Genomic DNA, 25042 nt, shown 5'->3' with positions numbered 1-25042 from the left:
TGCCCCGGCCGAGCAGGCTGGTCACCATGTTCGTGGCATGGAGAGACCTCAGATTCGCCAAGGGGCGATTCACCCTGATGGGCACGGTGATCGTGCTGATCACACTGCTCGTCGGACTGCTGTCCGGGCTGACCGCCGGGCTCGCGCGGGAGAACATCTCCGCGATCACCGAGCTGCCCGCCGACCGGCTCGCGTTCGCCGCGCCGCCTTCGGGCCAGTCGGTCTCCTTCACCAACTCGACGGTGACGGAGAAGCAGTGGAAGCAGTGGGCGGGGCAGCCCGGGGTGACGGCCGCGGACCCGCTCGGCATCCGCACCCTGAACGCGGAGGCCGGCGACCTCACCGCCGCCGTCTCCGCCTTCGGCTCCGAGCCGGACGCCGGCCTCGCGCCCGAGAGCGGGCGGCTCGCCGCAGGGCAGGTCGTCCTGTCCGAGTCGGCCGCGGAGGAACTGGGGGCCGGTGTCGGCGACGCCGTACGCCTCGGCCCGCTGGAGGCGAAGGTCGCCGCCGTCTCCGGGGACGCCTCGTACAGCCACACGCCCGTGGTGTGGACCTCGCTCGACGACTGGCAGAAGCTCGGGCAGGGCGGCACCACGACGGAGCAGCAGGCCACCGTCGTCGCGCTGCGCACCGCCGCGGACGCGGACGTCGCGGCCGGCGACAAGGCCACGGACACGGAGGCGATGACCCTCGACGAGGCGCTCACCGCCATAGGGTCCTACCAGGCCGAGAACGGCTCGCTGCAGATGATGCGCGGCTTCCTGTTCGCGATCTCCGCGCTGGTCATAGGGGCCTTCTTCACCGTGTGGACGATCCAGCGGAGCGGTGACGTCGCCGTCCTGAAGGCGCTCGGCGCCTCCACCCCGTACCTGCTCAAGGACGCCCTCGGGCAGGCGGTGCTGATGCTCACCGCGGGCACCCTCTTCGGCACGGTGCTCGCCGTCACCTTCGGCGCGCTGATCAGCGGCGGGAACGTGCCGTTCGTCCTCGAACCGCTGACCGTGCTCGGGCCGGCCGCCGTGATGATCGTCCTCGGCGTCCTCGGCGCGGCCCTGTCCATCCGGCGGATCACCGCCGTCGACCCCCTGACCGCGCTCGGGAGCGCCCGATGAGTCTTCTCCTCGACGACGTCACACTCACCTACCCCGACGGCGACGGGCGGCTCACCGCCCTCGACGCGGTCACCCTGGAGGTGCCCGCGGGCGTCCTCACCGCCGTGGTCGGCCCCTCCGGCTCCGGCAAGTCGAGCCTGCTGGCCGTCGCCGCGACGCTGGTCACCCCGGACCGGGGGCGGGTCGTGGTGGCCGGTACGGACACCGGGTCGCTGGACCAGGCGGGCCGGGCGGCGCTGCGTCGCGAGAAGATCGGGATCGTCTTCCAGCAGCCGAACCTGCTGGCCTCGCTGACCGCGGTGGAGCAGCTCCAGGTGATGGCCCACCTGTCGGGCGCGCAGCCGAAGGCGGTACGGGAGCGGGCCATGGCGCTGCTCGACGCGGTGGGCCTGGCCGGGCAGGCGGGCCGCCGGCCGCACCAGCTCTCCGGCGGTCAGCGGCAGCGGATCAACATCGCCCGAGCGCTGATGAACGAGCCCGCGGTGCTGCTGGTGGACGAGCCCACCAGCGCGCTCGACCACGAGCGGGGCGCGGCGGTCGTGGAGCTGCTCGCGACCCTGACGGAGGAGCGCGGCACGGCGACGGTTCTGGTCACGCACGACCGTACGCACCTGGCCCGGACGGACCGGACGGTCGTGGTCCAGGACGGCCGGGTGTCGGAGCAGGCCCTGGCCTGAACCAGAGCCCACGGGCGCGGCCACCCTTCAAGGGCGACCGCGCCCGTGGCGTAGGCAGGCACCTGAGCGGAACGCGCCCGCAAGGGCGCCGTCCCGTGTGCCCACCCGTCCCGCCCTGCGGGACGATTGCCCACACGGTGGGTGGCTGCCCGCCCGGCCGTCAGGCGAACAACAACCGCAGTGCCACTTCCCGGTAGTGCCGGATGTGGCGGAAGGAGATGTCCGCCGCGGCCTCGGCGTCCGCCGCGGCGATCGCGTCGTACAGGGCGCGGTGTTCGTCCCACAGCGGACCTGGGTCGTCGATCTGCTGGAACAGCCAGCGCAGCCGGCCCTCAAGGGACTCCAGTGTGGTGGCGAGGAGTTCGTTGCCGGCCAGCTCCACGATGTGGTGGTGGAAGGCGGTGTTGGCGCGCGAGATGCGCTCCGGCTTGCCGGACAGCGTGGCCCGGTGGGCCTCCTCCAGCAGGTGCCCGAGCGTACGGAGCTGCTCGGGCGTGGCGCGTTCGGCGGCCCGGCGCGCGGCGAGGACCTCGAGGGCCTCGCGCATGTCGAAGAGGTTCTCCACGTCCTGCCGGGACAGTTGCTTGACGACGATGCGGCGCGGGGAGAGCGCCTGGAGGAAGCCCTCGCCGAGCAGGATGCGGATGGCTTCGCGCACCGGCACCCGGGAGACCCCGAACTCCTCGGCCAGATCGCGCTCGACGAGCCGGTCGCCGGGTGCAAGCCGCCCGGTGATGATCCGGTCGCGCAGGCCCTCGCAGACCTGGTCGCGCAGCCACACCGGGCCGCCCGCCGAACCCACCGGCGCGGCCGCCGTGTTGGTCGCTGTCACGTGTCCTCCGTATATCGAAGTCATCACGGTATACCAAACGCTTGACGGCGCAGGGGAGTGCCCCCATCCTTTGGTATACCAAACCGCGCGGAACGGCCTCCTCCTCCCCTGTGAATCGAGGGCTGCTTGCCATGAGTAGTACGCCGGCGGTCGGCAGGACCGCTACCTCCCCACGATCGGATCAGGATTCCGGCGCACGCCCCACCAAGGTGCGCTGGAAGATGTTCGTCCTTCTTCTGGGCGTCGTCGCACTCAACTACATCGACCGGGGTTCTGTCTCGGTCGCGCTGCCGCTCATCACCGAGGATCTCGGACTGTCCAAGGAGACGACCGGCTTCGTGCTCAGCGCGTTCTTCTGGACGTACGCCCTGATGCAGATCCCCAGCGGCTGGCTCGCCGACCGCTTCGGCGCCCGCCGCATGGTCTCCGGCGCCTGCGTCGGCTGGGGAGTCGCCCAGAGCGTCACGGCCGCCGCCACCGGCGCCGGCTCGCTGCTCGGCTACCGGCTGCTGCTCGGCGCGGTCGAGGCCCCGGTCATGCCGGCCGGCGGCAAGCTCAACGCCCAGTGGCTGCCCGCGAAGGAACGCGGCCGGGGCGCGGTGCTCCTCGACGGCGGCGCGCCGCTGGGTGCGGCGCTCGGCGGCATCATCATCTCCGCCCTGATCGCCTGGACCGACAGCTGGCGCATCAGCTTCGTCGTCGCGGGCCTGCTCACCGTCGTCGCGGGCCTGTTCGCCGGCTGGTACATCCGCAACACCCCGCGCGAGCACCCCGGCGTCAACGATGCCGAGGCCACGTACATCGAGCAGGCGCACGCGGAGGAGGACGCGACCGGACCGGTCAACGAGCGCGCCGGGCTGCGCCCCTACCTGAAGTACCGCTCGTTCTGGGCGATGTGCCTGGGCTGGATGGGCTTCAACGGTGTCTTCTACGGACTGCTCACCTGGGGTCCGCTGTACCTGTCGGAGACCAAGGGATTCGACATCAAGACCATCGGCTGGTCGACCCTCGTCATCTTCGGCGCGGGCTTCGTCGGCGAGCTCCTCGGCGGCTGGCTCTCCGACCGCTGGAAGGCGGCCGGCGCGGGCGCCAACAAGGTCATGCGCACCATGATGGGCGTCGCCGGTGTGTCCGTGGTCTCCGGACTGCTCGGCGTGGTCCTCGTCCCCGACGCGGTCACCGCGGTCGTCCTCCTCTCCGTCGTGATGTTCTTCCTGCGCTGGGCCGGCCTGTTCTGGTCGCTGCCCTCCATCCTCGGCGGCCGTGCCAACGCCGGCGTCGTCGGCGGAGCGATGAACCTCTCGGGCAACATCGCCGGAATCGTCACCCCGATCGCCGTCGGCTACATCGTCGGCGGCACCGGCTCCTACACCTGGGCGCTCCTCTACTTCGTCGGCGCGGGCGTCCTGTTCACCGTGTCCTCCCTCGTACTCGACTACAGCAAGAGGCTTGCCGTCCGATGACGACCTACCGCCTGGGGATGCTCACCCCGTCCTCCAACACCTGTCTGGAGCCGGTGACCTACCGGCTCCTGCACGGCACCGACGACGTCACCGCGCACTTCGCGCGGGTCCCCGTCACCCGGATCGCCCTCGACGGCGGCTCCGACGCCCAGTTCGACCCGGCGCCCATGCTGGCCGCCGCCCGGCAGCTCGCCGACGCCCGCGTCGACGTCATCGTGTGGAACGGCACCTCCGGGTCCTGGCTCGGCGTCGACCACGACCGCGCGCTGTGCGTCGCGATCACCGAGGCCACCGGCATCCCCGCCACCACCTCCACGCTCGCCCTGCTCGACGCCTGCGCCGCGTACGGCGTGACCCGCCTCGGCCTGGCCGTCCCCTACACCCGGGACGTCGCCGAGCGGATCGTGGCGACGTACGCCGAGGAGGGGCTGCACGCCACGCTCGCCGAACCCTCCGGCGTCAGCGACAACGAGGCCTTCGCCCGCATCCCGCGCGCCGACGTCGCCCGGCAGATCGAGGAGGCCGCGCCGGACAGCCACGCGGTGGCCGTCGTGTGCACCAATGTGTTCGGGGCCGAGCCCGCCGCCGGCCTCGAACCCTCCCTCGGTATCCCGGTGTTCGACAGCGTCGCCGCCACCCTGTGGCGCGCGCTCGACCTCGCCGGAGCCGCGCCCGTCCTCACCGGCCACGGCGACCTGCTGCGCTCCGGCAGCCTGCGCGCCCGGTTCCAGGAGGCGCTGGCCGCGCTGCTCGACGCCACCGGCGCCGACCGCACCACGCTCCGCCTCGACGTGCCCGACCACGGCCTGCACGTGGACCTCACGGCCGCCGAGGCGCTCGGCGACGGCATCCGGTCGATCCGCCGCGACGCCTCGCTCGACCAGCGCAGGCTCAACACCGTGCGGTGGCTGGAGGAGCACCGCGCCCCGCTGGTCCAGCCGCACTTCCGGGACGACCCGCATCCGCCGCAGGCGCTGGTCGACGTGTACGGCGTGAACGCCCAGATGCTCTCCCCGGTCGTCCGCGGCGACGACATGACCGGCTGGATCTCCGTGCACAGCATGCGCGAACGCGACTGGACCGGCCGGGACACGGCCGCCCTGGCCGCGGCCATGGGCCGGGTCCACGACCTCCTCGACACCTACGGACGCTACGGAAAGGCGCACTCGGCATGACCAAGGACATCAGGATCTGTCTCGGCGTGGACGTCGACGCCGTCGCCGGCTGGCTCGGCAGCTACGGCGGCGAGGACTCCCCGAACGACATCCAGCGCGGCGTCTTCGCCGGCGAGGTGGGCACCCCCCGCCTGCTGAAGCTCTTCGAGCGCTACGGGCTGCGCACCAGCTGGTTCATCCCCGGCCACTCCATCGAGACCTTCCCCGAGCAGACCCGCATGGTCGTCGAGGCGGGCCACGAGGTCGGCGCGCACGGCTACTCGCACGAGAACCCCATCGCGATGTCCCCGCAGCAGGAGGAGGACGTCCTCGCCCGCTCGGTCGAGCTCATCGAGGAGTACACCGGCCGCAAGCCGCGCGGCTACGTGGCGCCCTGGTGGGAGATGTCCCCGCAGACCGCCGCACTGCTGCACAAGTACGGCTTCTCCTACGACCACAGCCAGAACTACCGGGACTTCACACCGTTCTACGCCCGGGTCGGGGACAGCTGGACGAAGATCGACTACACCGCCGAGGCGAAGGACTGGATGAAGCCGCTGGTCCACGGCCACGAGGTGGACCTCGTCGAGTTCTGCGGCAACTGGTACGTCGACGACCTGCCGCCCATGATGTTCAACAAGCACTCCCACAACAGCCACGGCTACGTGAGCCCGCGCCAGCTGGAGCAGGACTGGAAGGACCAGTTCGACTGGGTGCACCGGGAGCTGGACTACGCCGTCGTCCCCGTCACCCTGCACCCCGACGTCAGCGGCCGGCCCCAGGTGCTGCTGATGCTGGAGCGCTTCATCGAGTACGTGTCCGGGCACGCGGGCGTCAGCTTCTGCACCCTTGAGGACGCCGCCGACGACTTCCGCCGCCGCTTCCCGTTCGAGGGCACGGAGCGCCCCGCCGACATGAAGTAGGGCGACACGCATACGGACGGCGCCGACCGGGAACCCCGGTCGGCGCCGTCCGTATGCGTGCGGGTCGCTTGTACGCCCTCAGGCGCCGCCGTTCCCCGCCGTGTTCGCCAGAGCCGTGGAGAGCTCCTCGGCGACCTGCTGGAGGATCGGGACGATCTTCTCCGTCGCGGCCTCGGTGACCCGGCCGGCCGGGCCCGAGATGGAGATCGCCGCCGCGGTGGGGGAGTTCGGCACCGGCACCGCGAGGCAGCGGACCCCTATCTCCTGCTCGTTGTCGTCCACCGCGTACCCGGTCTCCCGGACCGCCGCCAGCGCGTCCAGGAAGCCCTCGGGCGTGGTGATCGTCTTCTCGGTGGCGGCCGGCATGCCGGTACGGGCCAGCAGCGCGCGGACCTCCTCCGCCGGGGTGTCCGCGAGCAGCGCCTTGCCCACGCCCGTGGAGTGCGGCAGCACGCGCCGCCCGACCTCGGTGAACATGCGCATGGAGTGCTTGGACGGGACCTGCGCGACGTACACGATCTCGTCGCCGTCGAGCAGGGCCATGTTCGCGGTCTCGCCGGTCTCCTCGACGAGCCGGGCCAGGTACGGGCGGGCCCAGGTGCCGAGCAGCCGGGAGGCGGACTCGCCGAGCCGGATCAGCCGGGGGCCGAGCGCGTACCGACGGTTCGGCTGCTGGCGTACGTAGCCGCAGGCGACCAGGGTGCGCATCAGCCGGTGGATGGTGGGCAGCGGCAGTCCGCTGCTGGCGGAGAGTTCACTCAGCCCGACCTCGCCCCCGGCGTCGGCCATCCGCTCCAGGAGGTCGAAGGCACGCTCAAGGGACTGGACGCCCCCGCTCGCTGCGGGTTTGGCGGCGTCGGTGGTGCTGGCGCTGGACGTCGGCACGTCAACGGTCCTTTCGGGGCAGGCGGGCAAGGCAGCAGCCTACCGGGCGCTTCCCCCGGACACGCGGCCGAGGGCCCGGCTTCCGTGCCGGTCAGGGGGTGTTTGTCCGGTGTCTGCGGCCACGGGGAGGTGTCCGGCCCTGGTCCGCATGTGCGGTGCTACGTTCTACTGTACGAAATGTTTCTTCCACTTCATGGAAACGTCCAAGAGGGACCCGCGGCGGAGTCCGCGGCGGGGTCATGCTGGAAGTGGACTCTTGACGGCCTGCCGTCCTGAGTGAAGACTCCTTCAACAGTTCGTTGAATTTCTGCTTCGTGGAAAGCAGCTGGAAGAGAAGGGGTACGGGTGGACGTCAACCTGGTCCTGCGCTCGACGCGTGTCATCACCCCCGAGGGCACCCGCGCGGCATCGATCGCCGTCTCCGGCGGGACGATCGCGGCGGTACTGCCGTACGACGCCGAGGTCCCGGCCGGCGCGCGACTGGAGGACTTCGGCGACGACGTCGTGCTCCCCGGCCTCGTGGACACGCACGTCCACGTGAACGACCCCGGCCGCACCGAGTGGGAGGGCTTCTGGACCGCCACCCGTGCGGCCGCCGCCGGTGGCATCACCACCCTGCTCGACATGCCGCTCAACTCGCTGCCGCCGACCACCACGGTCGACCACCTGGGCGTCAAGCAGGACGTCGCCCGGACCAAGGCGCACATCGACGTCGGCTTCTGGGGCGGCGCGCTGCCCGACAACGTCAAGGACCTGCGCCCGCTGCACGACGCCGGGGTCTTCGGCTTCAAGTGTTTCCTGTCGCCGTCCGGCGTGGACGAGTTCCCGGAGCTGAACCAGGACCAGCTGGCGACCTCGCTCGCCGAGATCGCCGGGTTCGGCGGACTGATGATCGTGCACGCCGAGGACCCGCACCACCTGGCCGCCGCAGCCGGTGAGACCAGTAGCGTCAAGTACGCCGACTTCCTCGCCTCCCGGCCGCGCGACGCCGAGAACACCGCGATCGAGAACCTGATCGGCCAGGCCCGCCGTCTGAACGCCCGCGTCCATGTGCTGCACCTGTCGTCCTCCGACGCGCTGCCGCTCATCGCCGCCGCCAAGGCCGAGGGCGTCAAGATCACCGTCGAGTCCTGCCCGCACTTCCTCACCCTCACGGCCGAGGAGATCCCGGACGGCGCGACCGAGTTCAAGTGCTGCCCGCCGATCCGCGAGTCCGCGAACCAGGACGCGCTGTGGGAGGGCCTCGCGGACGGCACGATCGACTGCATCGTCTCCGACCACTCGCCGTCCACCGCCGACCTGAAGACCCCGGACTTCCTCTCCGCCTGGGGCGGCATCTCCTCCCTCCAGCTCGGCCTGCCGGCGATCTGGACCGAGGCCCGCCGCCGCGGCCACGGCCTGGAGGACGTCGTCCGCTGGATGTCCGAGGCCCCGGCCCGCCTCGCGGGTCTGTCCCGGAAGGGCGCCATCGAGGCCGGCCGCGACGCCGACTTCGCCGTCCTCGCGCCCGACGAGACCTTCACCGTCGACCCGGCCGAGCTCCAGCACCGCAACCGGATCACCGCCTACGCGGGCAAGACCCTGTACGGCGTGGTCACCTCGACCTGGCTGCGCGGCGAGCGCATCAACGACCGCGGCTCCCTCTCCGAGCCCTCCGGCCGCCTCCTCGAAAGGAACAACTGACCGTGACCGGCATACCTTCTTTCACCGGTGACGCCAGCCCCTACGGTGGCGGCGACCCGTACGCGGACTACCGCACCGCGGACTTCCCGTTCACCCAGTACGCCGACCTCGCCGACCGCCGTCTCGGCGCCGGTGTGGTCGCCGCGAACGACGAGTTCTTCGCCGAGCGCGAGAACCTGCTCAAGCCCGAGGCCGCCGAGTTCGACCCCGAACACTTCGGTCACAAGGGCAAGATCATGGACGGCTGGGAGACCCGCCGTCGGCGCGGCGTCTCCGCCGCGCAGCCGCACCCGACCGAGGACGACCACGACTGGGCCCTGGTACGCCTCGGCGCGCCCGGCGTTGTCCGCGGCGTCGTCGTCGACACCGCCCACTTCCGCGGCAACTACCCGCAGGCCGTCTCGGTCGAGGCGGCCTCGGTGGCCGGCTCCCCGTCGCCCGAGGAGCTCCTCGCCGACGACGTGAAGTGGACGACGCTCGTCCCGCGCACCGCCGTCGGCGGCCACGCGGCGAACGGCTTCGCCGTCGACGTCGAGCAGCGCTTCACCCACCTCCGGGTCAACCAGCACCCCGACGGCGGCATCGCCCGCCTGCGCGTGTACGGCGAGGTCGCCCCGGACCCGAAGTGGCTGGCCGTGCTCGGCACCTTCGACCTCGCGGCGCTCGAGAACGGCGGCCAGGTCGAGGACGCCTCGGACCGCTTCTACTCCCCGGCCACCAACACCATCCAGCCGGGCCGCTCCCGCAAGATGGACGACGGCTGGGAGACCCGCCGCCGCCGCGACAAGGGCAACGACTGGATCCGCTACTCGCTGGCGGCCGAGTCCGAGATCCGCGCGGTCGAGATCGACACGGCGTACCTCAAGGGCAACAGCGCCGGCTGGGCCGCGCTGTCCGTGGCCGCCGAGGGCTCCGAGGACTGGACCGAGATCCTGCCCCGGACCCGCCTGCAGCCCGACACCAACCACCGCTTCGTGCTCGACACTCCGGCGGTCGGCTCCCGGGTCCGGATCGACATCTACCCCGACGGCGGCATCTCCCGCCTCCGCCTCTTCGGCTCCCTGACCGACGAGGGCGCGGCGCGGCTGACCGCCCGCCACCAGGAACTGGGCGGGTAACGACACCCCGCCCGGCACGCGAGGTCGCACCGACCCGACAGCACCGGTGCGTCCTCGCGCCCCCTTTTCCAGGGGTCAGGCGGTGTGGCCGCCGCTGTTCGCGCGGTTATGCGGCGTGGCCGCCGTCGACCGCGAACTCGGCGCCCGTCACGTACGCCGCGTCCGGGCCCGCGAGGAACGCCACCATCGCCGCGACCTCTTCGGCCCGCCCGAAGCGGCCCAGTGCCGTCATGTCCGCCTGGCCCTGCGCGTACGGGCCGTCCGCCGGGTTCATGTCGGTGTCGGTCGGCCCCGGGTGGACGATGTTCGCCTGGATCCCGCGTCCGCCCAGCTCCCGCGCGAGCGCCTTGGTCAGGCCGATCAGGGCCGCCTTGCTCGTCGCGTACAGGGTGCCGCCGGGGCCGGGCACCCGCTGTGTCATGCAGGTGCCGATCGTGACGATCCGCCCGCCGCGCTCCATCCGGGCGGCCGCCGCCTGGGAGGCGAGGAAGACCGAGCGGACGTTCACCGCGAGCACCCGGTCCACGTCCGCCAGGGTCAGCGTCTCCAGCGGGCCGAGCAGCCCGACGCCGACGTTGTTCACCAGGACGTCGAGACCGCCGAGCGCGTCCGCCGCCCAGTCGACCGCGCCGGCCGCGTCGCCGGCGTCCGCGGCGTCCGCCCGCAGGGCCAGCCCGCGGCGGCCCGCCGCCTCGATGCCCCGGACGACCTCCTCGGCCGCCTCCTTGTCCCGTACGTAGGTGAACGCCACGTCGGCGCCCTCCCGTGCCAGCCGCAGCGCCGTGGCCGCGCCCATGCCCCGGCTGCCGCCCGTGATCAGAACCTTCTTGCCGTTCATCCCGGATCCTCCTCGAAAGTGCGAGTAGTGGTTGCGGGTTCAAGGAAACGCGGGACGGGCGCCGGTCGCTGGCGGGAAACGGACACCGACGGACGGGGCCGATGAGTTTCGCCGGACCGGGGAGTCGACCCTTCCGAGACACCATGGACCGGAAGAGAAAGGCACCACGATGGGCACCCTCAGCCTCACCCAGTTCCTCTCCCTGGACGGCGTCGTCCAGGCCCCGGGCGGTCCGGACGAGGACACCAGCGGCGGCTTCGGCCAGGGCGGCTGGAGCGTCCCGTTCGGCGACGAGGACTTCGGCGCCTACATGACCGGGGTCTTCGAGCGGCCCACGGCCTTCCTGCTCGGCCGCCGCACGTACGAGATCTTCGCCGGCTACTGGCCCACCCACGAGACCCCGGGCGACCCGATCTCCACCAAGCTCAACGCCCTGCCCAAGTACGTCGCCTCCACCACGCTCACCGAGGCGGACTGGTCCGGAACCACGATCCTCCAAGGTGACGTGATCAAGGAGGTCGCCGCGCTGAAGGAGCGCACCGACGGCGAGATCCAGATGCACGGCAGCGCGGGGCTCGCCAAGTCCCTGATGGCGCACGACCTGATCGACACGATGCACCTGCTGTACTTCCCGGTCGTGCTCGGCGAGGGCATGCGGCTGTTCGCCGACGGCGCCCTGCCGACCGCCTTCCGACTCACCGGCTCCCGGACGACGGGATCGGGCGTCGCCCTCCTCACGTACGAACGCGTGGGACGCCCCGAGTACGGCACCTACGAATGAGCCGCTGAAAGATGTAGCCGCCACGCGTTTCCGCCGGGTACGGTGATCGCCCGCGTGTGAGCCACCGAAGTCTCCACCCCGTCCGTCGAGTTGGAGCAGGCCACCCGTGTCCTCGATCGCCGCGTCCGTCCCCCTGCCCGCACCCCGCCGCGCCTGGCTCACCGACCTGCCGGTGCTGCTCGTCGCCGTGGTCTGGGGCGCCAGCTACCTCGCCGCCAAGGGCATCACCACCACGCACACCGTCGTCGCCGTGCTCGTCCTGCGTTTCGCGGTCGTGCTGCCGGTCCTGGTCGCGGCGGGGTGGCGCCGGCTGCGCGCGCTGAGCGCCGCCCAGTGGCGCGGCGCGGCGGCGCTCGGTCTGATCCTCGCGGGGATCTTCCTCCTGGAGACGTACGGCGTCGTCCACACCTCGGCCACCAACGCGGGCCTCATCATCAGCCTGACGATGATCCTCACCCCGCTCGCCGAGGCCGCCGTCACCAGGACCCCGCCGCCCCGCGCCTTCCTGGCCGCCGCCGCGCTCTCCGTCGCCGGCGTCGTGATGCTGACCCAGGGCGGCGGTTTCACCGCCCCGTCCGCCGGCGACCTGCTCATGCTGCTCGCCGCCGTCGCCCGCACCGCGCACGTCCTGGCCATGTCCCGGATCAAGGCCGTGCGGAGCGCCGACTCGCTCTCCCTCACCACCGTCCAGCTCGGCGGAGCCGTCGCCGTCTTCGCGGTCCTCGCCGCCCTCCCCGGCACCGGCGCCTCGCCCTGGGCGGTGGCGGTCGGCTTCGGCCCCCGCGAGTGGGCCGGACTGGTCTTCCTCTCCGTCTTCTGCACGCTCTTCGCCTTCTTCGTGCAGATGTGGGCCGTCCGCCGCACCTCCCCGTCCCGCGTCAGCCTCCTCCTCGGCACCGAACCCCTCTGGGCCGCGGCCACCGGCATCGCCCTCGCCGGCGACCGCCCGGGCCCCATCGGCCTGGCCGGCGCCGCCCTCGTCCTCGCCGGCACCGCTTGGGGCCGCCGCGCCGCGGAGATGGCGTAGTCAGCTCTTCGGCACCCGGTCCGAGACGATCATGATCACCAGGCCCAGGACCGCGATCACGATGTTCGCGAACAGGGCGCGGTCCTCCAGGAACCAGATGTTCTCCGTCAGGTACCGGGTGATGCCCATGAGGCGGAACCAGCCGTCCGTCAGTTCGCGGATGATCCCGCACACGCCCACCAGCAACGTCAGAAAGCCCGTGACCTCGAGAATCTTCTTCATGGGGCGATCATGATCCGCACGGCGGCGGGGTCGCGTCGGCCGGAGGGACCGGGCGGTGCGACCGAAGTAGCCGATCGCGCGACTTTGGTAGCCGCGCGGGGCCCGATGACCGGCCGCACCCCTCTCACCTGCGTACGTTGGGACGTATGACACGTACGGACCGCCTCGCCTGGCTGCTGCCCTCGGCCATGGCCGACGACGCCGCGGAAGGGGCGGGGCGGCCGCGGCGGACCGTGCGGGACTGGGTCGTCGACACCACGATGTTCCTGCTGGCCGCGTTCGTCGGGGTGCTCGCGGCCGAGACCAGCGCCCAGTACAACAGCGGGGCCGTGTTGCTCGCGGACCAGCTCCTGGGCGCCGCGGCCGTCTGTGCGCTGTGGCTGCGGCGGCGCTGGCCCACCGGGCTCGCGGTGGCGCTGTCGCTCGTCAGCATCGTCGCGCCGGTCGCCGGCGGAGCCATGCTGGCGAGCCTGTTCAGCCTGGCCGTGCGCAAACCGTTCCGCGAGGTCGCCTGGATCGGGGCGATCGCGGCGGCCTGCTCCGTGGTCCAGGTCTTCGTCCGGCCCGACCCGGACATGAGCCGGCTCCTGTCCATCGGCATCGGCTTCGTCCTGATCCTGCTGGTCACGGCCTGGGGCATGCTCGTCCGCTCCCGCCGCCGGCTCGTCGAGGCGCTGCGCGAGCGGGCCCGGCGCGCCGAGGCCGAGGCCGAGCTGCGCGCCGAGCAGGCGCAGCGGCTGGCCCGCGAGGCGATCGCCCGCGAGATGCACGACGTGCTCGCCCACCGGCTCACCCTGCTCAGCGTGCACGCGGGTGCCCTGGAGTTCCGGCCCGACGCCCCGCCCGAGCAGGTCGCCCGCGCCGCCGGGGTCATCCGGGACAGCGCGCACGAGGCCCTGCAGGACCTCCGCGAGATCATCGGCGTGCTCCGCACCCCCGGTGAAGGCGGCGAGGAGAACCGTCCGCAGCCCACCCTCGACACCCTCGGCGCGCTCGTCGACGAGTCCCGGCAGGCCGGCATGAAGGTCGTCCTCGACTCCGCCCTGGACCACCCGGCGGGCGTCCCCGTCGCCACCGGCCGCACCGTCTACCGCATCGCCCAGGAGGGCCTCACCAACGCCCGCAAGCACGCCCCCGGCGCCGAGGTCACCGTCACCCTCCGCGGCCGGCCCGGCGACGGCCTCACCGTCGACGTCGCCAATCCGGCCCCGGACGGCCCCGTCCCGCACGTACCCGGATCCGGCCAGGGACTCATCGGGCTCACGGAACGGGCGACGCTCGCCGGTGGCCGGATGACGCACGGCCCCGCCCCCGACGGCGGCTTCGCCCTGCACGCCTGGCTACCGTGGCCCGCATGACCATCCGGCTGCTCATCGTCGACGACGACCCCCTGGTCCGCGCGGGGCTCACCTTCATGCTCGGCGGCGCCGAGGACATCGAGATCGTGGGGGAGGGCACGGACGGCGCCGAGGTCCCCGAACTCGTCGAGCGGCTCGTCCCGGACGTCGTCCTGATGGACATCCGGATGCCCCGGGTCGACGGGCTCACCGCCACCGAGCGGCTGCGCGCCCGCCCCGGCGCGCCCGAGGTCGTCGTCCTCACCACCTTCCACGCCGACGACCAGGTGCTGCGCGCCCTGCGCGCGGGCGCCGCCGGCTTCGTCCTCAAGGACACCCCGCCCGCCGAGATCGTCGCCTCCGTACGGCGGGTCGCGGCCGGCGATCCGGTCCTCTCCCCGGCGGTCACCCGCCAGTTGATGACCCATGTCGCCGGACAGCCGGAGCGCAGCGAGCAGCCCGAGCAGGTGCGCCGCACGGCCGCCGCCCGGCGTCTCGCCGAACTCGCCGAACGGGAAAGGGAGGTGGCGCTGGCCGTCGGCCGCGGCGGGTCCAACGCCGAGATCGCCGCCGCCCTCTACATGAGCGTGCCGACCGTGAAGACCCACGTCTCGCGGATCCTGGCCAAACTCGGCCTCAACAACCGTGTCCAGATCGCCCTCCTGGTGCACGACGCCGGACTGTCCGAGGACGGACTGTCAGGAGACGAGGACGGCGTCTAGGCTCGGACGATGTCCGTCATCGATCTGGGGGAGTACGGCGCGGACTTCACCGCGAACCCTTATCCGTACTACGCGAAAATGCGTGAGAACGGGCCCGTCCACCGCGTGCGCACGACCGACGGGGCCGAGGTCTGGCTCGTCGTCGGCCACGAGGAGGCGCGGGCCGCACTGAACGACCAGAGGCTCTCCAAGTCGCCGTCCGTGCTCGGCATGACCATGCTCGACGAGGAGCTGATCGGCCCGAACCTGCTGGTGCTCGACCCGCCCGACCACACCCGGCTGCGCCGGCTGATAGCCGGCGAGTTCACCGGGCGGCGCGTCGAGGCCCTGCGCCCCCGCGTGCAGCGGCTCACCGACGAACTGCTCGACGCCATGGAGCCGGCCGGCCGCGCCGACCTCGTCGACGCCCTCGCTTTTCCTCTGCCCATCACCGTCATCTGCGAACTCCTCGGCGTCCCGGCCGCGGACCGCGACGCGTTCCGCCGCTGGTCCAACGAGATCGTCGCGCCGAGCGGCGCGGAACCGGAGCGTGAGGCGATCGAGAGCCTGGCCGCCTACCTCGGCGAACTCGTCGAGGACAAGCGGGCCGCCGGGCCCGAGGACGACCTGCTCTCCGCGCTGATCGCGGCCCGCGCCGAGGACGGCGACCGGCTCTCGCTCCCCGAACTCCGCGGCCTCGCCTATCTCCTGCTGCTCGCGGGCCACGAGACCACCGTGAACCTCATCGCCAACGCGGTCCGGGCGCTCCTCACCCACCCCGAGCAGCTCGCCGCCCTCCGCGCCGATCCGGGCCTGCTGGACGGCGTGATCGAGGAGACGCTGCGCTGGGAGGGGCCGGTGGAGACGGCCACGTACCGGTTCAGCCGGGAGGCCGTCACGATCGGCGGAACGGTGATCCCCGCGTACGAGCCGGTCCTCGTCTCGCTCGCCTCCGGCGACCGCGACCCGGAGCGCTTCGCGGACCCCGACCGCTTCGACATCACCCGCGACCCGCGCGGCCACCTCGCCTTCGGGCACGGCATCCACTTCTGCCTGGGCGCCCCGCTCGCCCGCCTCGAGGCGCAGGTCGCGCTCCGGACGCTTCTCGACCGCTTCCCGGGGCTGGAACTCGACCCGGAGTCCGGCTCGTTGGACTGGCTGCCCGGCATGCTCATGCGCGGGACCCGTCGTCTTCCGATCCGGTGGTGAACCCCTTGACCGACCAGACTCCCGCCCTCGACCTCGATCTCGCCCGCAAGGTCCTCGACGCGCAGCCGTTCAGCCGGCTCGTCGGGGCCCGCCTCACGGAGTTCGGCGAGGGCCGGGCGGTGCTGGAGCTGGACGTCCGCGACGACCTGCGGCAGCAGAACGGCTTCGCGCACGGCGGGGTGATCTCGTACGCGGCCGACAACGCGATCACCTTCGCCGCGGGCACCGCGCTCGGCCCGGCCGTGCTGACGGCCGGGTTCTCCATCCAGTACGTCCGCCCCGCGACGGGCACGGTGCTGCGCGCCCGTGCCGAAGTGGTGCACGCGGGGCGGCGGCAGGCGGTGGTGCGGTGCGATCTGCTGACCGTGGACGAGGAGGGGACGGAGACGCTGAGCGCGGTGGCCCAGGGCACGGTGCTGCACGCCGGCTGAGCGGGCTCGGGCCGGTCGGGCGCCCCGCAGTGCCCGGCCGGCCGAGGCCCCGTCGGGTCGGCCCGGCCGGCCCGGTCTGGCCCGTCCTGTCGTTCAGCCTTCAGCCGGCCGAGCCGATCTCCTCCAGCCGGACCGGGCGGCGTTCGCGGCGGGAGCGTTCGCACGCCTCGGCGATCCGCAGCGCCTCCAGAGCCTCCCGCCCGTCGCACGGGTTGGCCGCCTCGCCGCGTACCAGGCGGACGAAGGCGTCCAGCTCGGCCTCGTACGCCGGGGCGAACCGCTCCAGGAAGCCCGGCCAGGGCTTGTCGGCGGGGTCGGGGCCGTCCGGCTCGACGGAGGCGAGCGGGGTCCGGTCGTCGAGGCCGACGGCGATCTGGTCGCGTTCGCCGGCCAGCTCCATGCGGACGTCGTACCCGGCGCCGTTGCGGCGGGTCGCGGTCGCCGTCGCGAGGGTCCCGTCGTCCAGGGTGAGCACGGCCGCCGCCGTGTCCACGTCGCCGGCCTCGCGGAACATCGCGGGGCCCGTGTCGGAGCCGGTGGCGTACACCTCGGTGACCTCGCGGCCGGTGACCCAGCGCAGGATGTCGAAGTCGTGCACGAGGCAGTCCTTGAACAGGCCGCCGGAGAGCGGCAGATACGCGGCGGGCGGCGGGGCCGGGTCGGAGGTGACGGCCCGCACGGTGTGCAGCCGGCCGAGCCGGCCGGACCGCACGGCCTCGCGGGCGGCGCGGTAGCCGGCGTCGAAGCGGCGCATGAAGCCGAGCTGGAGCTCGGTGCCGGCCTGTTCCGCGGCGCGCAGCGCGCCGAGCGTGCCGGGCAGGTCGAGCGCGATCGGCTTCTCGCAGAAGGCGGGCAGCCCGGCGCCCGCGGCCCGGGTGATCAGCTCGGCGTGCGCGGCGGTCGCGGAGGCGATGACGACGGCGTCGAGCGCGTGGTCGAACAGCGCGTCCACGGTGGGCGCCGCCTCGGCGCCGAGCGCGCCCGCGACCTCGGCGGCCCGGACGGGCGCGGCGTCCGCCAGGACCAGCGACTCGACCTCCGGATGGCGGGCGAGCACGCCCGCGTGGAAGGCCCCGATACGTCCCGTTCCGATCAGTCCGATGCGCATGGCCCCAAGGTGGTGGCGGACAGCACGGCTGTCAAGCGTTTGTCCGGACAATCGGACTTCACGACTTCCCGTCATGATGTCCGGGGGCTACGCTCGGGCCGTGTCCAAGCAGCCCTCCTCCACGGCCTCGTCCCTGCACCTGGCGGTGGACCGCACGAGCCCCGTGCCGCTCTACTTCCAGCTCTCGCAGCAGCTGGAGGCGGCGATCGAGAACGGCGCCCTGACCCCCGGCAGCCTGCTCGGCAACGAGATCGAGCTGGCCGCCCGGCTCGGCCTGTCCCGCCCCACCGTCCGCCAGGCGATCCAGTCGCTGGTCGACAAGGGCCTGCTGGTCCGCCGCCGGGGCGTCGGCACCCAGGTCGTGCACAGCCAGGTCAAGCGGCCGCTGGAGCTGACCAGCCTGTACGACGACCTGGAGGCGGCCGGTCAGCGGCCCGCGACCCTGGTCCTGGCCAACCGGATCGAGCCCGCGTCCGCCCGGGTCGCCGCCGCCCTCGGCGTACCTGAGGGCAGCGACGTGCGCTACGTCGAGCGGTTGCGGTGCGCGCACGACGAGCCGATGGCCCGGCTGCGCAACCACCTCCCGGCCGGGCTGCTCGACCTGGACGGCGAGACCCTGCAGGCCACCGGCCTGTACCGGCTGATGCGCGGCGCGGGGATCACCCTGCACAGCGCACGGCAGACCGTCGGGGCGCGGTCCGCCACGCCGGCCGAGGCCGAGCTGCTGGGCGAGCAGCCGGGTGCGCCGCTGCTCACCATGGAGCGCACCACCTTCGACGACACCGGGCGCGCCGTGGAGTTCGGCGCGCACGTCTACCGGGCGTCGCGCTACTCCTTCGAGTTCCAGCTGCTGGTGCGGTCGTAGGCGGTCCGTCAGAATGTTCTGACAAATTCATTGACGGGTCCGCGTCAAAGTCGTAGAACCGGAACGGCATGACCGATACTGCAGTGCACGCAGCAGGACAAGTAGGACAGCGGGACACCAGGAGGCGCGGCGTCGTGACCAATGCTCGGACAGGAGCTCGGACAGGGGTACGCGCCATCGGCGCCGTGCTGGCGGCGGCGCTGTTCGCCACCGGACTGACAGCCTGCAGCAGCACCGGCGGGAAGCGTGCGGAGGATGCCCGTAAGGCCGCGGCCGCCCAGGGCAGGGCCGCCGTGAACACGCCCCGGTGGACCTTCGCGATGGTCACCCACTCCGGCGACGGCGACACCTTCTGGGACATCGTCCAGAGCGGCGCCAAGCAGGCGGCCGTCAAGGACAACATCAACTTCCTGTACGCGCACAGCGACGAGGCCCAGCAGCAGGCCCAGCTGATCGACTCGTACGTCGCCAAGAACGTCGACGGCCTGATCGTCACCCTCGCCAAGCCGGACGCCATGAAGGAGGCCGTCCACCGCGCGGTCAAGGCGGGCATCCCGGTGATCACCGTGAACTCCGGCTCCGAGGTCTCCCAGGCCTTCGGCGCGCTCACGCACATCGGCCAGGACGAGACCGTCGCCGGCGAGGCCGTCGGCGAGGAGCTCGACAAGCGCGCGAAGAAGAAGGCGCTGTGCGTCCTGCACGAGCAGGGCAACGTCGGCCACGAGCAGCGCTGCGGCGGAGTGAAGAAGACCTTCGGGGGCGAGCTGCAGAACCTGTACGTCGACGGCACCAACATGCCCGACGTCCAGGCCTCCATCGAGGCCAAGCTCCAGGCCGACCCGGCGATCGACGCCGTCGTCACCCTCGGCGCCCCCTTCGCGGACGCCGCCGTCCAGGCGAAGAAGACCGCCGGCAGCAAGGCCGAGATCGACACCTTCGACCTCAACCCCAAGGTCGCCACCGGACTCCAGTCCGGCACCCTCGGCTTCGCCGTCGACCAGCAGCCGTACCTCCAGGGCTACGAGGCGGTCGACCTGCTCTGGCTGTACCGGTACAACGCCGACGTCCTCGGCGGCGGCAAGCCGGTCCTCACCGGCCCGCAGATCGTCACCAAGGACGACGCCGCCGCACTGCTCGAGTACACCGAGCGGGGAACCCGATGAGCTCCACGGCCCCGGCCGACGATCTCGACCACGTCGACGAGCGGCTGCTGCGCACCTCGCCGCTGAAGAAGCTGCTGGCCCGCCCCGAGCTCGGTTCCGTCGTCGGCGCGCTCGCCGTCTTCCTCTTCTTCTCCGTGGTCGCCGACAGCTTCCTGCGCGCCTCCAGCCTGGGCACCGTCCTGTACGCGGCCTCGACGATCGGCATCATGGCCGTGCCCGTGGCGCTGCTGATGATCGGCGGCGAGTTCGACCTGTCGGCCGGCGTCCTGGTGACCAGTTCGGCGCTCGTGTCCTCGATGTTCAGCTACCAGATGACCGCGAACGTCTGGGTCGGCGTCGGCGTCTCGCTCCTGGTCACCCTCGCCATCGGCGCGTTCAACGGCTTCATGCTGACCCGCACCGAGCTGCCCAGCTTCATCATCACGCTCGGCACCTTTCTGATGTTGACGGGTCTGAACCTCGGTCTCACCAAGCTGATCAGCGGCACCGTCTCCACCAAGACCATCGCCGACATGGAGGGCTTCCCCTCCGCCAAGGCGCTCTTCGCCTCCCAGGTCACCGTCGGCGGCGTCGACCTCAAGGTGACCATCCTGTGGTGGTTCGGCCTGGTCGCCGTGGCCACCTGGATCCTGCTGCGCACCCGCTTCGGCAACTGGATCTTCGCGGTCGGCGGCGGCGCGGACGCCGCCCGCGCGGTCGGCGTCCCGGTCCACCGGACCAAGATCGGCCTGTACCTGGGCGTCGCGTTCTGCGCCTGGATCTCCGGCCAGCACCTGCTCTTCTCGTTCGACGTGGTCCAGTCCGGAGAGGGCGTCGGCAACGAGCTGATCTACATCATCGCGGCGGTCATCGGCGGCTGCCTCATCACCGGCGGCTACGGCTCCGCCATCGGCTCCGCGATCGGCGCGTTCATCTTCGGCATGACCAGCAAGGGCATCGTGTACGCGGAGTGGAACCCGGACTGGTTCAAGTTCTTCCTCGGAGCGATGCTGCTCCTCGCGACCCTCCTCAACGCCTGGATCCGCAAGAGGGTGGAGGCCACCAAGTGACGACCCCGGTGACGACCGAGGCGGCGACCCCGCTGGTCGAGCTCGACGACGTCAGCAAGTACTACGGCAACATCCGCGCGCTCGAAGGCGTTTCCCTGGAGGTCCGGGCGGGCGAGATCACCTGTGTGCTCGGCGACAACGGCGCCGGCAAGTCCACCCTCATCAAGATCGTCGCGGGGCTGCACCGGCACGACGCCGGAACGTTCCGCATCGAGGGCGACGAGGTCGTGCTGGCGAACCCGCGCCAGGCCCTGGACCTGGGCATCGCGACCGTCTACCAGGACCTCGCGGTCGTCCCGCTGATGCCCGTCTGGCGGAACTTCTTCCTCGGCTCCGAGCCCACCAGGGGCTCCGGCCCGTTCAAGCGCCTCGACGTCGAGACGATGCGCGCCACCACCCGCACCGAGCTGCTCCGCATGGGCATCGACCTGCGCGACGTCGACCAGCCCATCGGCACCCTCTCCGGCGGCGAGCGCCAGTGCGTCGCCATCGCCCGGGCGGTGTACTTCGGCGCCAAGGTGCTGGTCCTCGACGAGCCGACCGCCGCGCTCGGCGTGAAGCAGTCCGGCGTCGTCCTGAAATATGTGTCCGCCGCCCGCGACGCCGGGCTCGGCGTGGTCCTGATCACCCACAACCCGCACCACGCGCACCTCGTCGGCGACCGGTTCGTGCTGCTCAAGCGCGGCACCATGGTGGGCAGCCACACCCGGGACTCGATCACCCTGGACGAGCTGACCCGCCAGATGGCCGGCGGCTCCGAGCTGGAGGACCTCCGCCACGAACTCGAGCGGACCTCCGATTCGTAACCGCTTCGGACCGTACCTGGCAGAATCGAACCGATGAGTACGTACCGCGACCCCGACCTCCGGGGCGCCGCCCGAGCCAGTGTCCTGCGGACCATCGGCACGCGCGAGCGGCGCTCGCACCTCAGCGCACCCCGGGTACCCACCGTCGGCATCGACATCGGCGGCACCAAGGTGATGGCCGGGGTCGTCGACGCGGACGGCAACATCCTGGAGAAGATCAAGACCGAGACGCCGGACAAGTCCAAGAGCGCCAAGGTCGTCGAGGACACCATCACCGAACTCGTCCTCGACCTCTCCGACCGGCACGACGTGCACGCGGTCGGCATCGGCGCCGCCGGCTGGGTCGACGCCGACCGGGCCCGGGTGCTCTTCGCCCCCCACCTGGCCTGGCGCAACGAACCCCTGCGGGACGCGCTCCAGGACCGGCTCGCCGTCCCCGTCATGGTCGACAACGACGCCAACACCGCCGCCTGGGCCGAATGGCGCTTCGGCGCCGGCCGCGGCGAGGACCACCTCGTCATGATCACGCTCGGCACCGGCATCGGCGGCGCGATCCTGGAGGACGGCCGGGTCAAGCGCGGCAAGTACGGCGTCGCCGGAGAGTTCGGTCACATGCAGGTCGTCCCCGGCGGCCACCGCTGCCCCTGCGGCAACCGCGGCTGCTGGGAGCAGTACAGCTCAGGGAACGCCCTGGTCCGCGAGGCCCGGGAGCTGGCCGCCGCCGACTCCCCGGTCGCGTACAACATCATCGAGCGGGTCAAGGGCAACGTGCCCGACATCACCGGCCCGCTCATCACCGAACTGGCCCGCGAGGGCGACGCCATGTGCGTCGAGCTGCTCCAGGACATCGGCCAGTGGCTCGGCGTCGGCATCGCCAACCTGGCCGCCGCGCTCGACCCGTCCTGCTTCGTCATCGGCGGCGGCGTCAGCGCCGCCGACGACCTGCTCATCGGCCCCGCCCGGGACGCCTTCCGGCGCCACCTCACCGGCCGCGGCTACCGCCCCGAGGCCCGCATCGCGAAGGCCCAGCTCGGCCCCGAGGCCGGTATGGTCGGAGCAGCCGACCTCGCCCGGCTCGTGGCGCGCCGCTTCCGGCGCGCCAACCGCCGCCGCGTCGAGCGGCACGAGCGGTACGAGCGCTACGCCCAGGCCCTCCGCAACGGCGGCAACGGCCGCACTTCCCGCACTGCCCAGGAACCCCCGTCATGAGCACCTCCACCGTCCCGCCCCAGCCCACCTCCCGCGAGGAGGACCCCCGGCCCCCCGAGGACCGGCGGCACCGGCTGCGCCGCCGCTGGCTCACGGCGATCGTGATCGTGCTCCTGATCGGCATCCCGGCCGGCTATCTCGTGATCTCCGCCAACCAGAGCCGCGACAGCGGACTCGACAAGGAACGCGAGTCCTCGGCGACCGGGCTGCGGGACACCTGGCCGTCCCAGATGAAGCGCCGGATCTTCGAGATCCCGATCCCCACCGGGGCCACGAACGTCGCGTACTACGAGACCAGCAACTGGAAGTCGAGCCGGCTGTACGTGCAGTTCACCACCTCGGCCCAGCGGCTCGACGAGTTCCTGCTCAAGGTCGGCTCCAGCCGCTCCGACCTGCGCGACGGCGAGGTCGCCATCAGCGACCGCGACGCGGACATCGCGGGCTGGAACTTCACCGACGGCCACGAGTGGTCCGGCATCACCGTCGAGCACCCCTCGCCGCGGCCCTACCAGGACATCACGATCGACATGACCGACCCGGCGAGCCCCCGCGTGTACGTGGTGTCCACGACCACTCCCTGACCGGACCTAGTCGACCGGCTCGCCGGGCTGGTCGTGGGTGGCGCAGTGGATGCCGCCGCCGCCGGTGGCGATGGTGTCGATGCTGACGGGGACGATGTCGCGGTCGGGGAAGTGTTCCTGGAGGATCCCCCTCGCCCGCTTGTCGGCCTTCTTGTCGCCGAACTTGGGCATGATGACGGCGTCGTTGGCGATGTAGAAGTTGGCGTAGGTGGAGAGGAAGTCGTCGCTGTAGCCGGGGATGCGGTCGGGGTCGGGCTGGGGGAGGTCGATGACTTCGAAGCTGCGGCCGTGGGCGTCGGTGGCTTGGCTGAGGACGGCCTTGGCCTGGTCGGAGGAGCGGGACCAGGAGTCGGCGGGCATTGCGGGGAAGGCGCGGTCCAGGAGGATGACGCCGGGGGCGGTGAAGCGGACGAGGCTGTCGACGTGGGCGTCGGTGATGTCTTCGCCGCGTACGCCCTTGAGCCAGATGACCTTCTGGATGCCGAGGGTTTCCTTGAGTTCGGTCTCGATCTGGGTCTGGCTCTTTCCGCGGTTGCGGTTGTCGTTGACGATCGAGCTTTCGGTGATGAGGAGGGTGCCTTCGCCGTCGGTCTCGAAGGAGCCGCCTTCGGCGACGAGGGGTGCCTGGACGCGGGGGATGTCGTACTCGGTGAGGAGTTTGCGGCCGATCTTGGCGTCGTTGGTGTGGACCTGCTTGTTGCCCCAGCCGTTGAAGTTGAAGTCGACGCCGACGACGTCGCCGTCCTCCTCGACGAAGACGGGGACGATGTCGCGGGCCCACAAGTCGTCGTTGGCCAGCGGGATGACCTCGACCTGGGAACCGCACGCCTTCTGGGCGGCCGCCACCTGCTCCGGGCGGGCCATCATCACCACGGCCTCGTACTCCCCGATGGCCCGGGCGACGCGGGCGATGTCCTCGCGGACGTAGGGCAGGTCGTCCTCCCAGACCGACTCCAGCGCGGGCCACGACATGAAGGTGCGGGCGTGGCTCTCCCACTCGGCGGCCAGTCGGCGGAGGTCGGGCATGGGGGGCTCCGATCATGAGACCTGTTGTGAACAGGGTGCGCGCTTCGCGGCGGAATCGCCGTTCCGTGGGGTGGACGACCTTCGTGTCGCCACTGTGGCAGTGACTGAAAATTCAGTCAAACCATCCAAGCACCCCACCGCCCACCGTCGCTCAGTGGTGGCTCAGGTGCTCGGTCTCCACCGATATCGCCTCCCGCATCAGTTCGCGCGCGTGCCCCAGCGGGAGTGCGCCGCTCAGCCACCGCGTGCTGAGCCCCTCCAGGAGTGCCGTCAGGCGCTCGGCCGACGCCGTGTGCGCCGGGGCGGGAGCGTCCGGCCGGGCCTGTCCGAGGAGGTCCGCGACGTCGTGGATCCAGCTCAGCACCGCCTTGGTCAGGTCCGTGCGCAGCTCGGCGTCGAAGACCGCGGTGGCGCGCAGTTCGCCCCAGGCCGTGCTGTTCTCGCGCACCTCGGGGAGGTCCTGGAACTCCAGGAGCAGGGTCCGCTCCAGCTCCGTCCTGGGGTCCGGTGCGTCGCCGGCGTCGTCCGCCCCGGCCGTGTAGCGATCCGCGCGGTCGCTGATGAACTCCAGGGTGTGGCGCAGAATGCCCGCCCGGTCCTTGAAGTGGTAGTAGACCAGCGCGGTGGACACCCCGGCCTCGGCGGCCAGCTCCTCCACCCGCATCCCGCGGACCCCGCGGCGGGCGATGACCCGGGCGGCTCCCTCCAGGATGGCCGTTCGGCGGTCCGTCGGCACGTGCTTCCCCCTTCGTCCGGTCTGGACGGTCAGTGTCTCATGTATTGACTGAATTTTTAGTCTGGGCCAGGATGCCGATCACTTCCTCCCGCCCCCTCACTCGAGG

At 71.8% G+C, this 25042-nt stretch carries 26 protein-coding genes; 19 read left to right on the top strand and 7 right to left on the bottom strand.

Annotated elements, in window-relative coordinates; genetic code table 11:
* The first annotated feature begins 26 nt into the window (after positions 1-26).
* Together R2D22_RS07375 and R2D22_RS07370 are read left to right on the top strand one after the other, a co-directional pair.
* Entirely contained in the window at positions 27-1112 is a 1086-nt protein-coding gene (locus R2D22_RS07375) for an ABC transporter permease (protein ID WP_318102057.1), read from the top strand.
* The gene (locus R2D22_RS07370; RefSeq protein WP_318102056.1) at positions 1109-1789 is read left to right on the top strand and encodes an ABC transporter ATP-binding protein; all 681 of its coding nucleotides are present in this window, start codon (positions 1109-1111) and stop codon (positions 1787-1789) included. Before R2D22_RS07375 ends, R2D22_RS07370 begins: the two co-directional genes overlap by 4 nt.
* 160 nt (positions 1790-1949) lie before the next feature.
* Here the strand turns inward: R2D22_RS07370 and R2D22_RS07365 are convergent, their stop codons facing one another.
* The gene (locus R2D22_RS07365) at positions 1950-2621 is read right to left on the bottom strand and encodes a GntR family transcriptional regulator (RefSeq protein ID WP_318102055.1); all 672 of its coding nucleotides are present in this window, start codon (positions 2619-2621) and stop codon (positions 1950-1952) included.
* Positions 2622-2842: 221 nt separating this feature from the next.
* On the opposite strand from R2D22_RS07365, the gene R2D22_RS07360 reads away from it, so the two are divergent.
* The 3 genes from R2D22_RS07360 to R2D22_RS07350 are packed head-to-tail and all read left to right on the top strand — an operon-like array spanning position 2843 to position 6161.
* Positions 2843-4084: an MFS transporter gene (locus tag R2D22_RS07360; RefSeq protein WP_318102054.1), complete on the top strand. Its 1242-nt coding sequence runs from the start codon at positions 2843-2845 to the stop codon at positions 4082-4084.
* Positions 4081-5259, top strand: coding sequence for a maleate cis-trans isomerase family protein (locus R2D22_RS07355; protein WP_318102053.1), 1179 nt, complete (start codon positions 4081-4083; stop codon positions 5257-5259). The genes R2D22_RS07360 and R2D22_RS07355 overlap by 4 nt, the downstream gene beginning before the upstream one ends.
* Positions 5256-6161, top strand: coding sequence for a polysaccharide deacetylase family protein (locus R2D22_RS07350; RefSeq protein ID WP_318102052.1), 906 nt, complete (start codon positions 5256-5258; stop codon positions 6159-6161). Before R2D22_RS07355 ends, R2D22_RS07350 begins: the two co-directional genes overlap by 4 nt.
* 78 nt (positions 6162-6239) lie before the next feature.
* On the opposite strand, the gene R2D22_RS07345 is transcribed toward R2D22_RS07350, so the two are convergent.
* Positions 6240-7046, bottom strand: a complete 807-nt coding sequence (locus R2D22_RS07345) for an IclR family transcriptional regulator (RefSeq protein WP_318102051.1) — start codon at positions 7044-7046, stop codon at positions 6240-6242.
* 345 nt (positions 7047-7391) lie between these two features.
* Between R2D22_RS07345 and allB the strand changes: the two genes are divergently transcribed.
* Together allB and alc are read left to right on the top strand one after the other, a co-directional pair.
* Entirely contained in the window at positions 7392-8729 is a 1338-nt protein-coding gene (gene allB, locus R2D22_RS07340; protein WP_318102050.1) for an allantoinase AllB, read from the top strand.
* A complete protein-coding gene (gene alc, locus R2D22_RS07335) occupies positions 8726-9847 on the top strand; it encodes an allantoicase (protein ID WP_318109630.1) in 1122 nt (373 codons plus the stop codon). Before allB ends, alc begins: the two co-directional genes overlap by 4 nt.
* 106 nt (positions 9848-9953) lie before the next feature.
* Here alc and R2D22_RS07330 read toward each other — a convergent pair whose 3' ends face one another.
* On the bottom strand, positions 9954-10685 hold the full coding sequence (locus R2D22_RS07330; protein ID WP_318102049.1) for an SDR family NAD(P)-dependent oxidoreductase: 732 nt from the start codon (positions 10683-10685) through the stop codon (positions 9954-9956).
* A gap of 169 nt (positions 10686-10854) precedes the next feature.
* Here R2D22_RS07330 and R2D22_RS07325 point away from each other — a divergent pair, with 169 nt between their 5' ends.
* Both R2D22_RS07325 and R2D22_RS07320 read left to right on the top strand, forming a co-directional pair.
* Positions 10855-11466 (top strand): dihydrofolate reductase family protein, encoded by a 612-nt coding sequence (locus R2D22_RS07325; protein ID WP_318102047.1) that lies wholly within the window; start codon positions 10855-10857, stop codon positions 11464-11466.
* A 106-nt stretch (positions 11467-11572) separates the two neighbouring features.
* Complete coding sequence (locus R2D22_RS07320; RefSeq protein ID WP_318102045.1) at positions 11573-12493, top strand: DMT family transporter; 921 nt, start codon at positions 11573-11575, stop codon at positions 12491-12493.
* Here R2D22_RS07320 and R2D22_RS07315 read toward each other — a convergent pair whose 3' ends face one another.
* Positions 12494-12715 (bottom strand): hypothetical protein, encoded by a 222-nt coding sequence (locus R2D22_RS07315; RefSeq protein WP_318102043.1) that lies wholly within the window; start codon positions 12713-12715, stop codon positions 12494-12496.
* Positions 12716-12861: 146 nt separating this feature from the next.
* Between R2D22_RS07315 and R2D22_RS07310 the strand changes: the two genes are divergently transcribed.
* From R2D22_RS07310 to R2D22_RS07295, 4 genes are read left to right on the top strand one after another with little or no spacing between them, the layout of a single operon-like run.
* Positions 12862-14073: a sensor histidine kinase gene (locus tag R2D22_RS07310; RefSeq protein ID WP_318102042.1), complete on the top strand. Its 1212-nt coding sequence runs from the start codon at positions 12862-12864 to the stop codon at positions 14071-14073.
* Positions 14061-14774 carry a response regulator transcription factor gene (locus R2D22_RS07305; protein WP_411976990.1) on the top strand — a complete coding sequence of 238 codons (714 nt, stop codon included), beginning with the start codon at positions 14061-14063 and terminating at the stop codon, positions 14772-14774. The genes R2D22_RS07310 and R2D22_RS07305 overlap by 13 nt, the downstream gene beginning before the upstream one ends.
* Before the next feature lie 9 nt (positions 14775-14783).
* Positions 14784-15962, top strand: a complete 1179-nt coding sequence (locus R2D22_RS07300) for a cytochrome P450 family protein (protein WP_318102040.1) — start codon at positions 14784-14786, stop codon at positions 15960-15962.
* A gap of 5 nt (positions 15963-15967) precedes the next feature.
* On the top strand, positions 15968-16393 hold the full coding sequence (locus tag R2D22_RS07295) for a PaaI family thioesterase (protein WP_318102039.1): 426 nt from the start codon (positions 15968-15970) through the stop codon (positions 16391-16393).
* 100 nt (positions 16394-16493) lie between these two features.
* On the opposite strand, the gene R2D22_RS07290 is transcribed toward R2D22_RS07295, so the two are convergent.
* Positions 16494-17501, bottom strand: coding sequence for a Gfo/Idh/MocA family protein (locus R2D22_RS07290; protein WP_318102038.1), 1008 nt, complete (start codon positions 17499-17501; stop codon positions 16494-16496).
* Between the two features lie 145 nt (positions 17502-17646).
* Between R2D22_RS07290 and R2D22_RS07285 the strand changes: the two genes are divergently transcribed.
* From R2D22_RS07285 to R2D22_RS07260, 6 genes are all read left to right on the top strand, one after another.
* On the top strand, positions 17647-18366 hold the full coding sequence (locus tag R2D22_RS07285; protein WP_318109627.1) for a GntR family transcriptional regulator: 720 nt from the start codon (positions 17647-17649) through the stop codon (positions 18364-18366).
* A 134-nt stretch (positions 18367-18500) separates the two neighbouring features.
* Positions 18501-19529, top strand: coding sequence for a substrate-binding domain-containing protein (locus R2D22_RS07280; RefSeq protein ID WP_475638834.1), 1029 nt, complete (start codon positions 18501-18503; stop codon positions 19527-19529).
* Positions 19526-20578: an ABC transporter permease gene (locus R2D22_RS07275; RefSeq protein ID WP_318102037.1), complete on the top strand. Its 1053-nt coding sequence runs from the start codon at positions 19526-19528 to the stop codon at positions 20576-20578. Before R2D22_RS07280 ends, R2D22_RS07275 begins: the two co-directional genes overlap by 4 nt.
* Positions 20575-21384, top strand: coding sequence for an ATP-binding cassette domain-containing protein (locus R2D22_RS07270; RefSeq protein WP_411976989.1), 810 nt, complete (start codon positions 20575-20577; stop codon positions 21382-21384). Before R2D22_RS07275 ends, R2D22_RS07270 begins: the two co-directional genes overlap by 4 nt.
* A gap of 33 nt (positions 21385-21417) precedes the next feature.
* Complete coding sequence (locus tag R2D22_RS07265; protein WP_318102036.1) at positions 21418-22593, top strand: ROK family glucokinase; 1176 nt, start codon at positions 21418-21420, stop codon at positions 22591-22593.
* Complete coding sequence (locus R2D22_RS07260) at positions 22590-23174, top strand: hypothetical protein (RefSeq protein ID WP_318102035.1); 585 nt, start codon at positions 22590-22592, stop codon at positions 23172-23174. The genes R2D22_RS07265 and R2D22_RS07260 overlap by 4 nt, the downstream gene beginning before the upstream one ends.
* A 6-nt stretch (positions 23175-23180) precedes the next feature.
* Here R2D22_RS07260 and R2D22_RS07255 read toward each other — a convergent pair whose 3' ends face one another.
* Both R2D22_RS07255 and R2D22_RS07250 read right to left on the bottom strand, forming a co-directional pair.
* The gene (locus R2D22_RS07255) at positions 23181-24200 is read right to left on the bottom strand and encodes an agmatine deiminase family protein (protein ID WP_318102034.1); all 1020 of its coding nucleotides are present in this window, start codon (positions 24198-24200) and stop codon (positions 23181-23183) included.
* A gap of 151 nt (positions 24201-24351) precedes the next feature.
* Positions 24352-24936, bottom strand: coding sequence for a TetR/AcrR family transcriptional regulator (locus tag R2D22_RS07250; RefSeq protein ID WP_318102033.1), 585 nt, complete (start codon positions 24934-24936; stop codon positions 24352-24354).
* Between the last annotated feature and the right edge of the window lie 106 nt (positions 24937-25042).

It is taken from the genome of Streptomyces sp. HUAS YS2 (genome assembly GCF_033343995.1).
Classification (GTDB): Bacteria; Actinomycetota; Actinomycetes; order Streptomycetales; family Streptomycetaceae; genus Streptomyces; species Streptomyces solicathayae.
The sequence above is the reverse complement of the archived record's forward strand: the minus strand, read 5'-3'. Positions and strand labels throughout refer to the sequence as shown.

Excerpts from the sequence above, each read along its gene's own strand:
- R2D22_RS07375 (WP_318102057.1), top strand. The coding sequence starts at position 27 with ATGTTCGTGGCATGGAGAGACCTCAGATTCGCCAAGGGGCGATTCACC.
- R2D22_RS07370 (WP_318102056.1), top strand. The coding sequence starts at position 1,109 with ATGAGTCTTCTCCTCGACGACGTCACACTCACCTACCCCGACGGCGAC.
- R2D22_RS07360 (WP_318102054.1), top strand. The coding sequence starts at position 2,843 with ATGTTCGTCCTTCTTCTGGGCGTCGTCGCACTCAACTACATCGACCGG.
- R2D22_RS07355 (WP_318102053.1), top strand. The coding sequence starts at position 4,081 with ATGACGACCTACCGCCTGGGGATGCTCACCCCGTCCTCCAACACCTGT.
- R2D22_RS07350 (WP_318102052.1), top strand. The coding sequence starts at position 5,256 with ATGACCAAGGACATCAGGATCTGTCTCGGCGTGGACGTCGACGCCGTC.
- R2D22_RS07330 (WP_318102049.1), bottom strand. The coding sequence starts at position 10,685 with ATGAACGGCAAGAAGGTTCTGATCACGGGCGGCAGCCGGGGCATGGGC.
- R2D22_RS07325 (WP_318102047.1), top strand. The coding sequence starts at position 10,855 with ATGGGCACCCTCAGCCTCACCCAGTTCCTCTCCCTGGACGGCGTCGTC.
- R2D22_RS07315 (WP_318102043.1), bottom strand. The coding sequence starts at position 12,715 with ATGAAGAAGATTCTCGAGGTCACGGGCTTTCTGACGTTGCTGGTGGGC.
- R2D22_RS07310 (WP_318102042.1), top strand. The coding sequence starts at position 12,862 with ATGACACGTACGGACCGCCTCGCCTGGCTGCTGCCCTCGGCCATGGCC.
- R2D22_RS07300 (WP_318102040.1), top strand. The coding sequence starts at position 14,784 with ATGTCCGTCATCGATCTGGGGGAGTACGGCGCGGACTTCACCGCGAAC.
- R2D22_RS07290 (WP_318102038.1), bottom strand. The coding sequence starts at position 17,501 with ATGCGCATCGGACTGATCGGAACGGGACGTATCGGGGCCTTCCACGCG.
- R2D22_RS07275 (WP_318102037.1), top strand. The coding sequence starts at position 19,526 with ATGAGCTCCACGGCCCCGGCCGACGATCTCGACCACGTCGACGAGCGG.
- R2D22_RS07265 (WP_318102036.1), top strand. The coding sequence starts at position 21,418 with ATGAGTACGTACCGCGACCCCGACCTCCGGGGCGCCGCCCGAGCCAGT.
- R2D22_RS07260 (WP_318102035.1), top strand. The coding sequence starts at position 22,590 with ATGAGCACCTCCACCGTCCCGCCCCAGCCCACCTCCCGCGAGGAGGAC.
- R2D22_RS07255 (WP_318102034.1), bottom strand. The coding sequence starts at position 24,200 with ATGCCCGACCTCCGCCGACTGGCCGCCGAGTGGGAGAGCCACGCCCGC.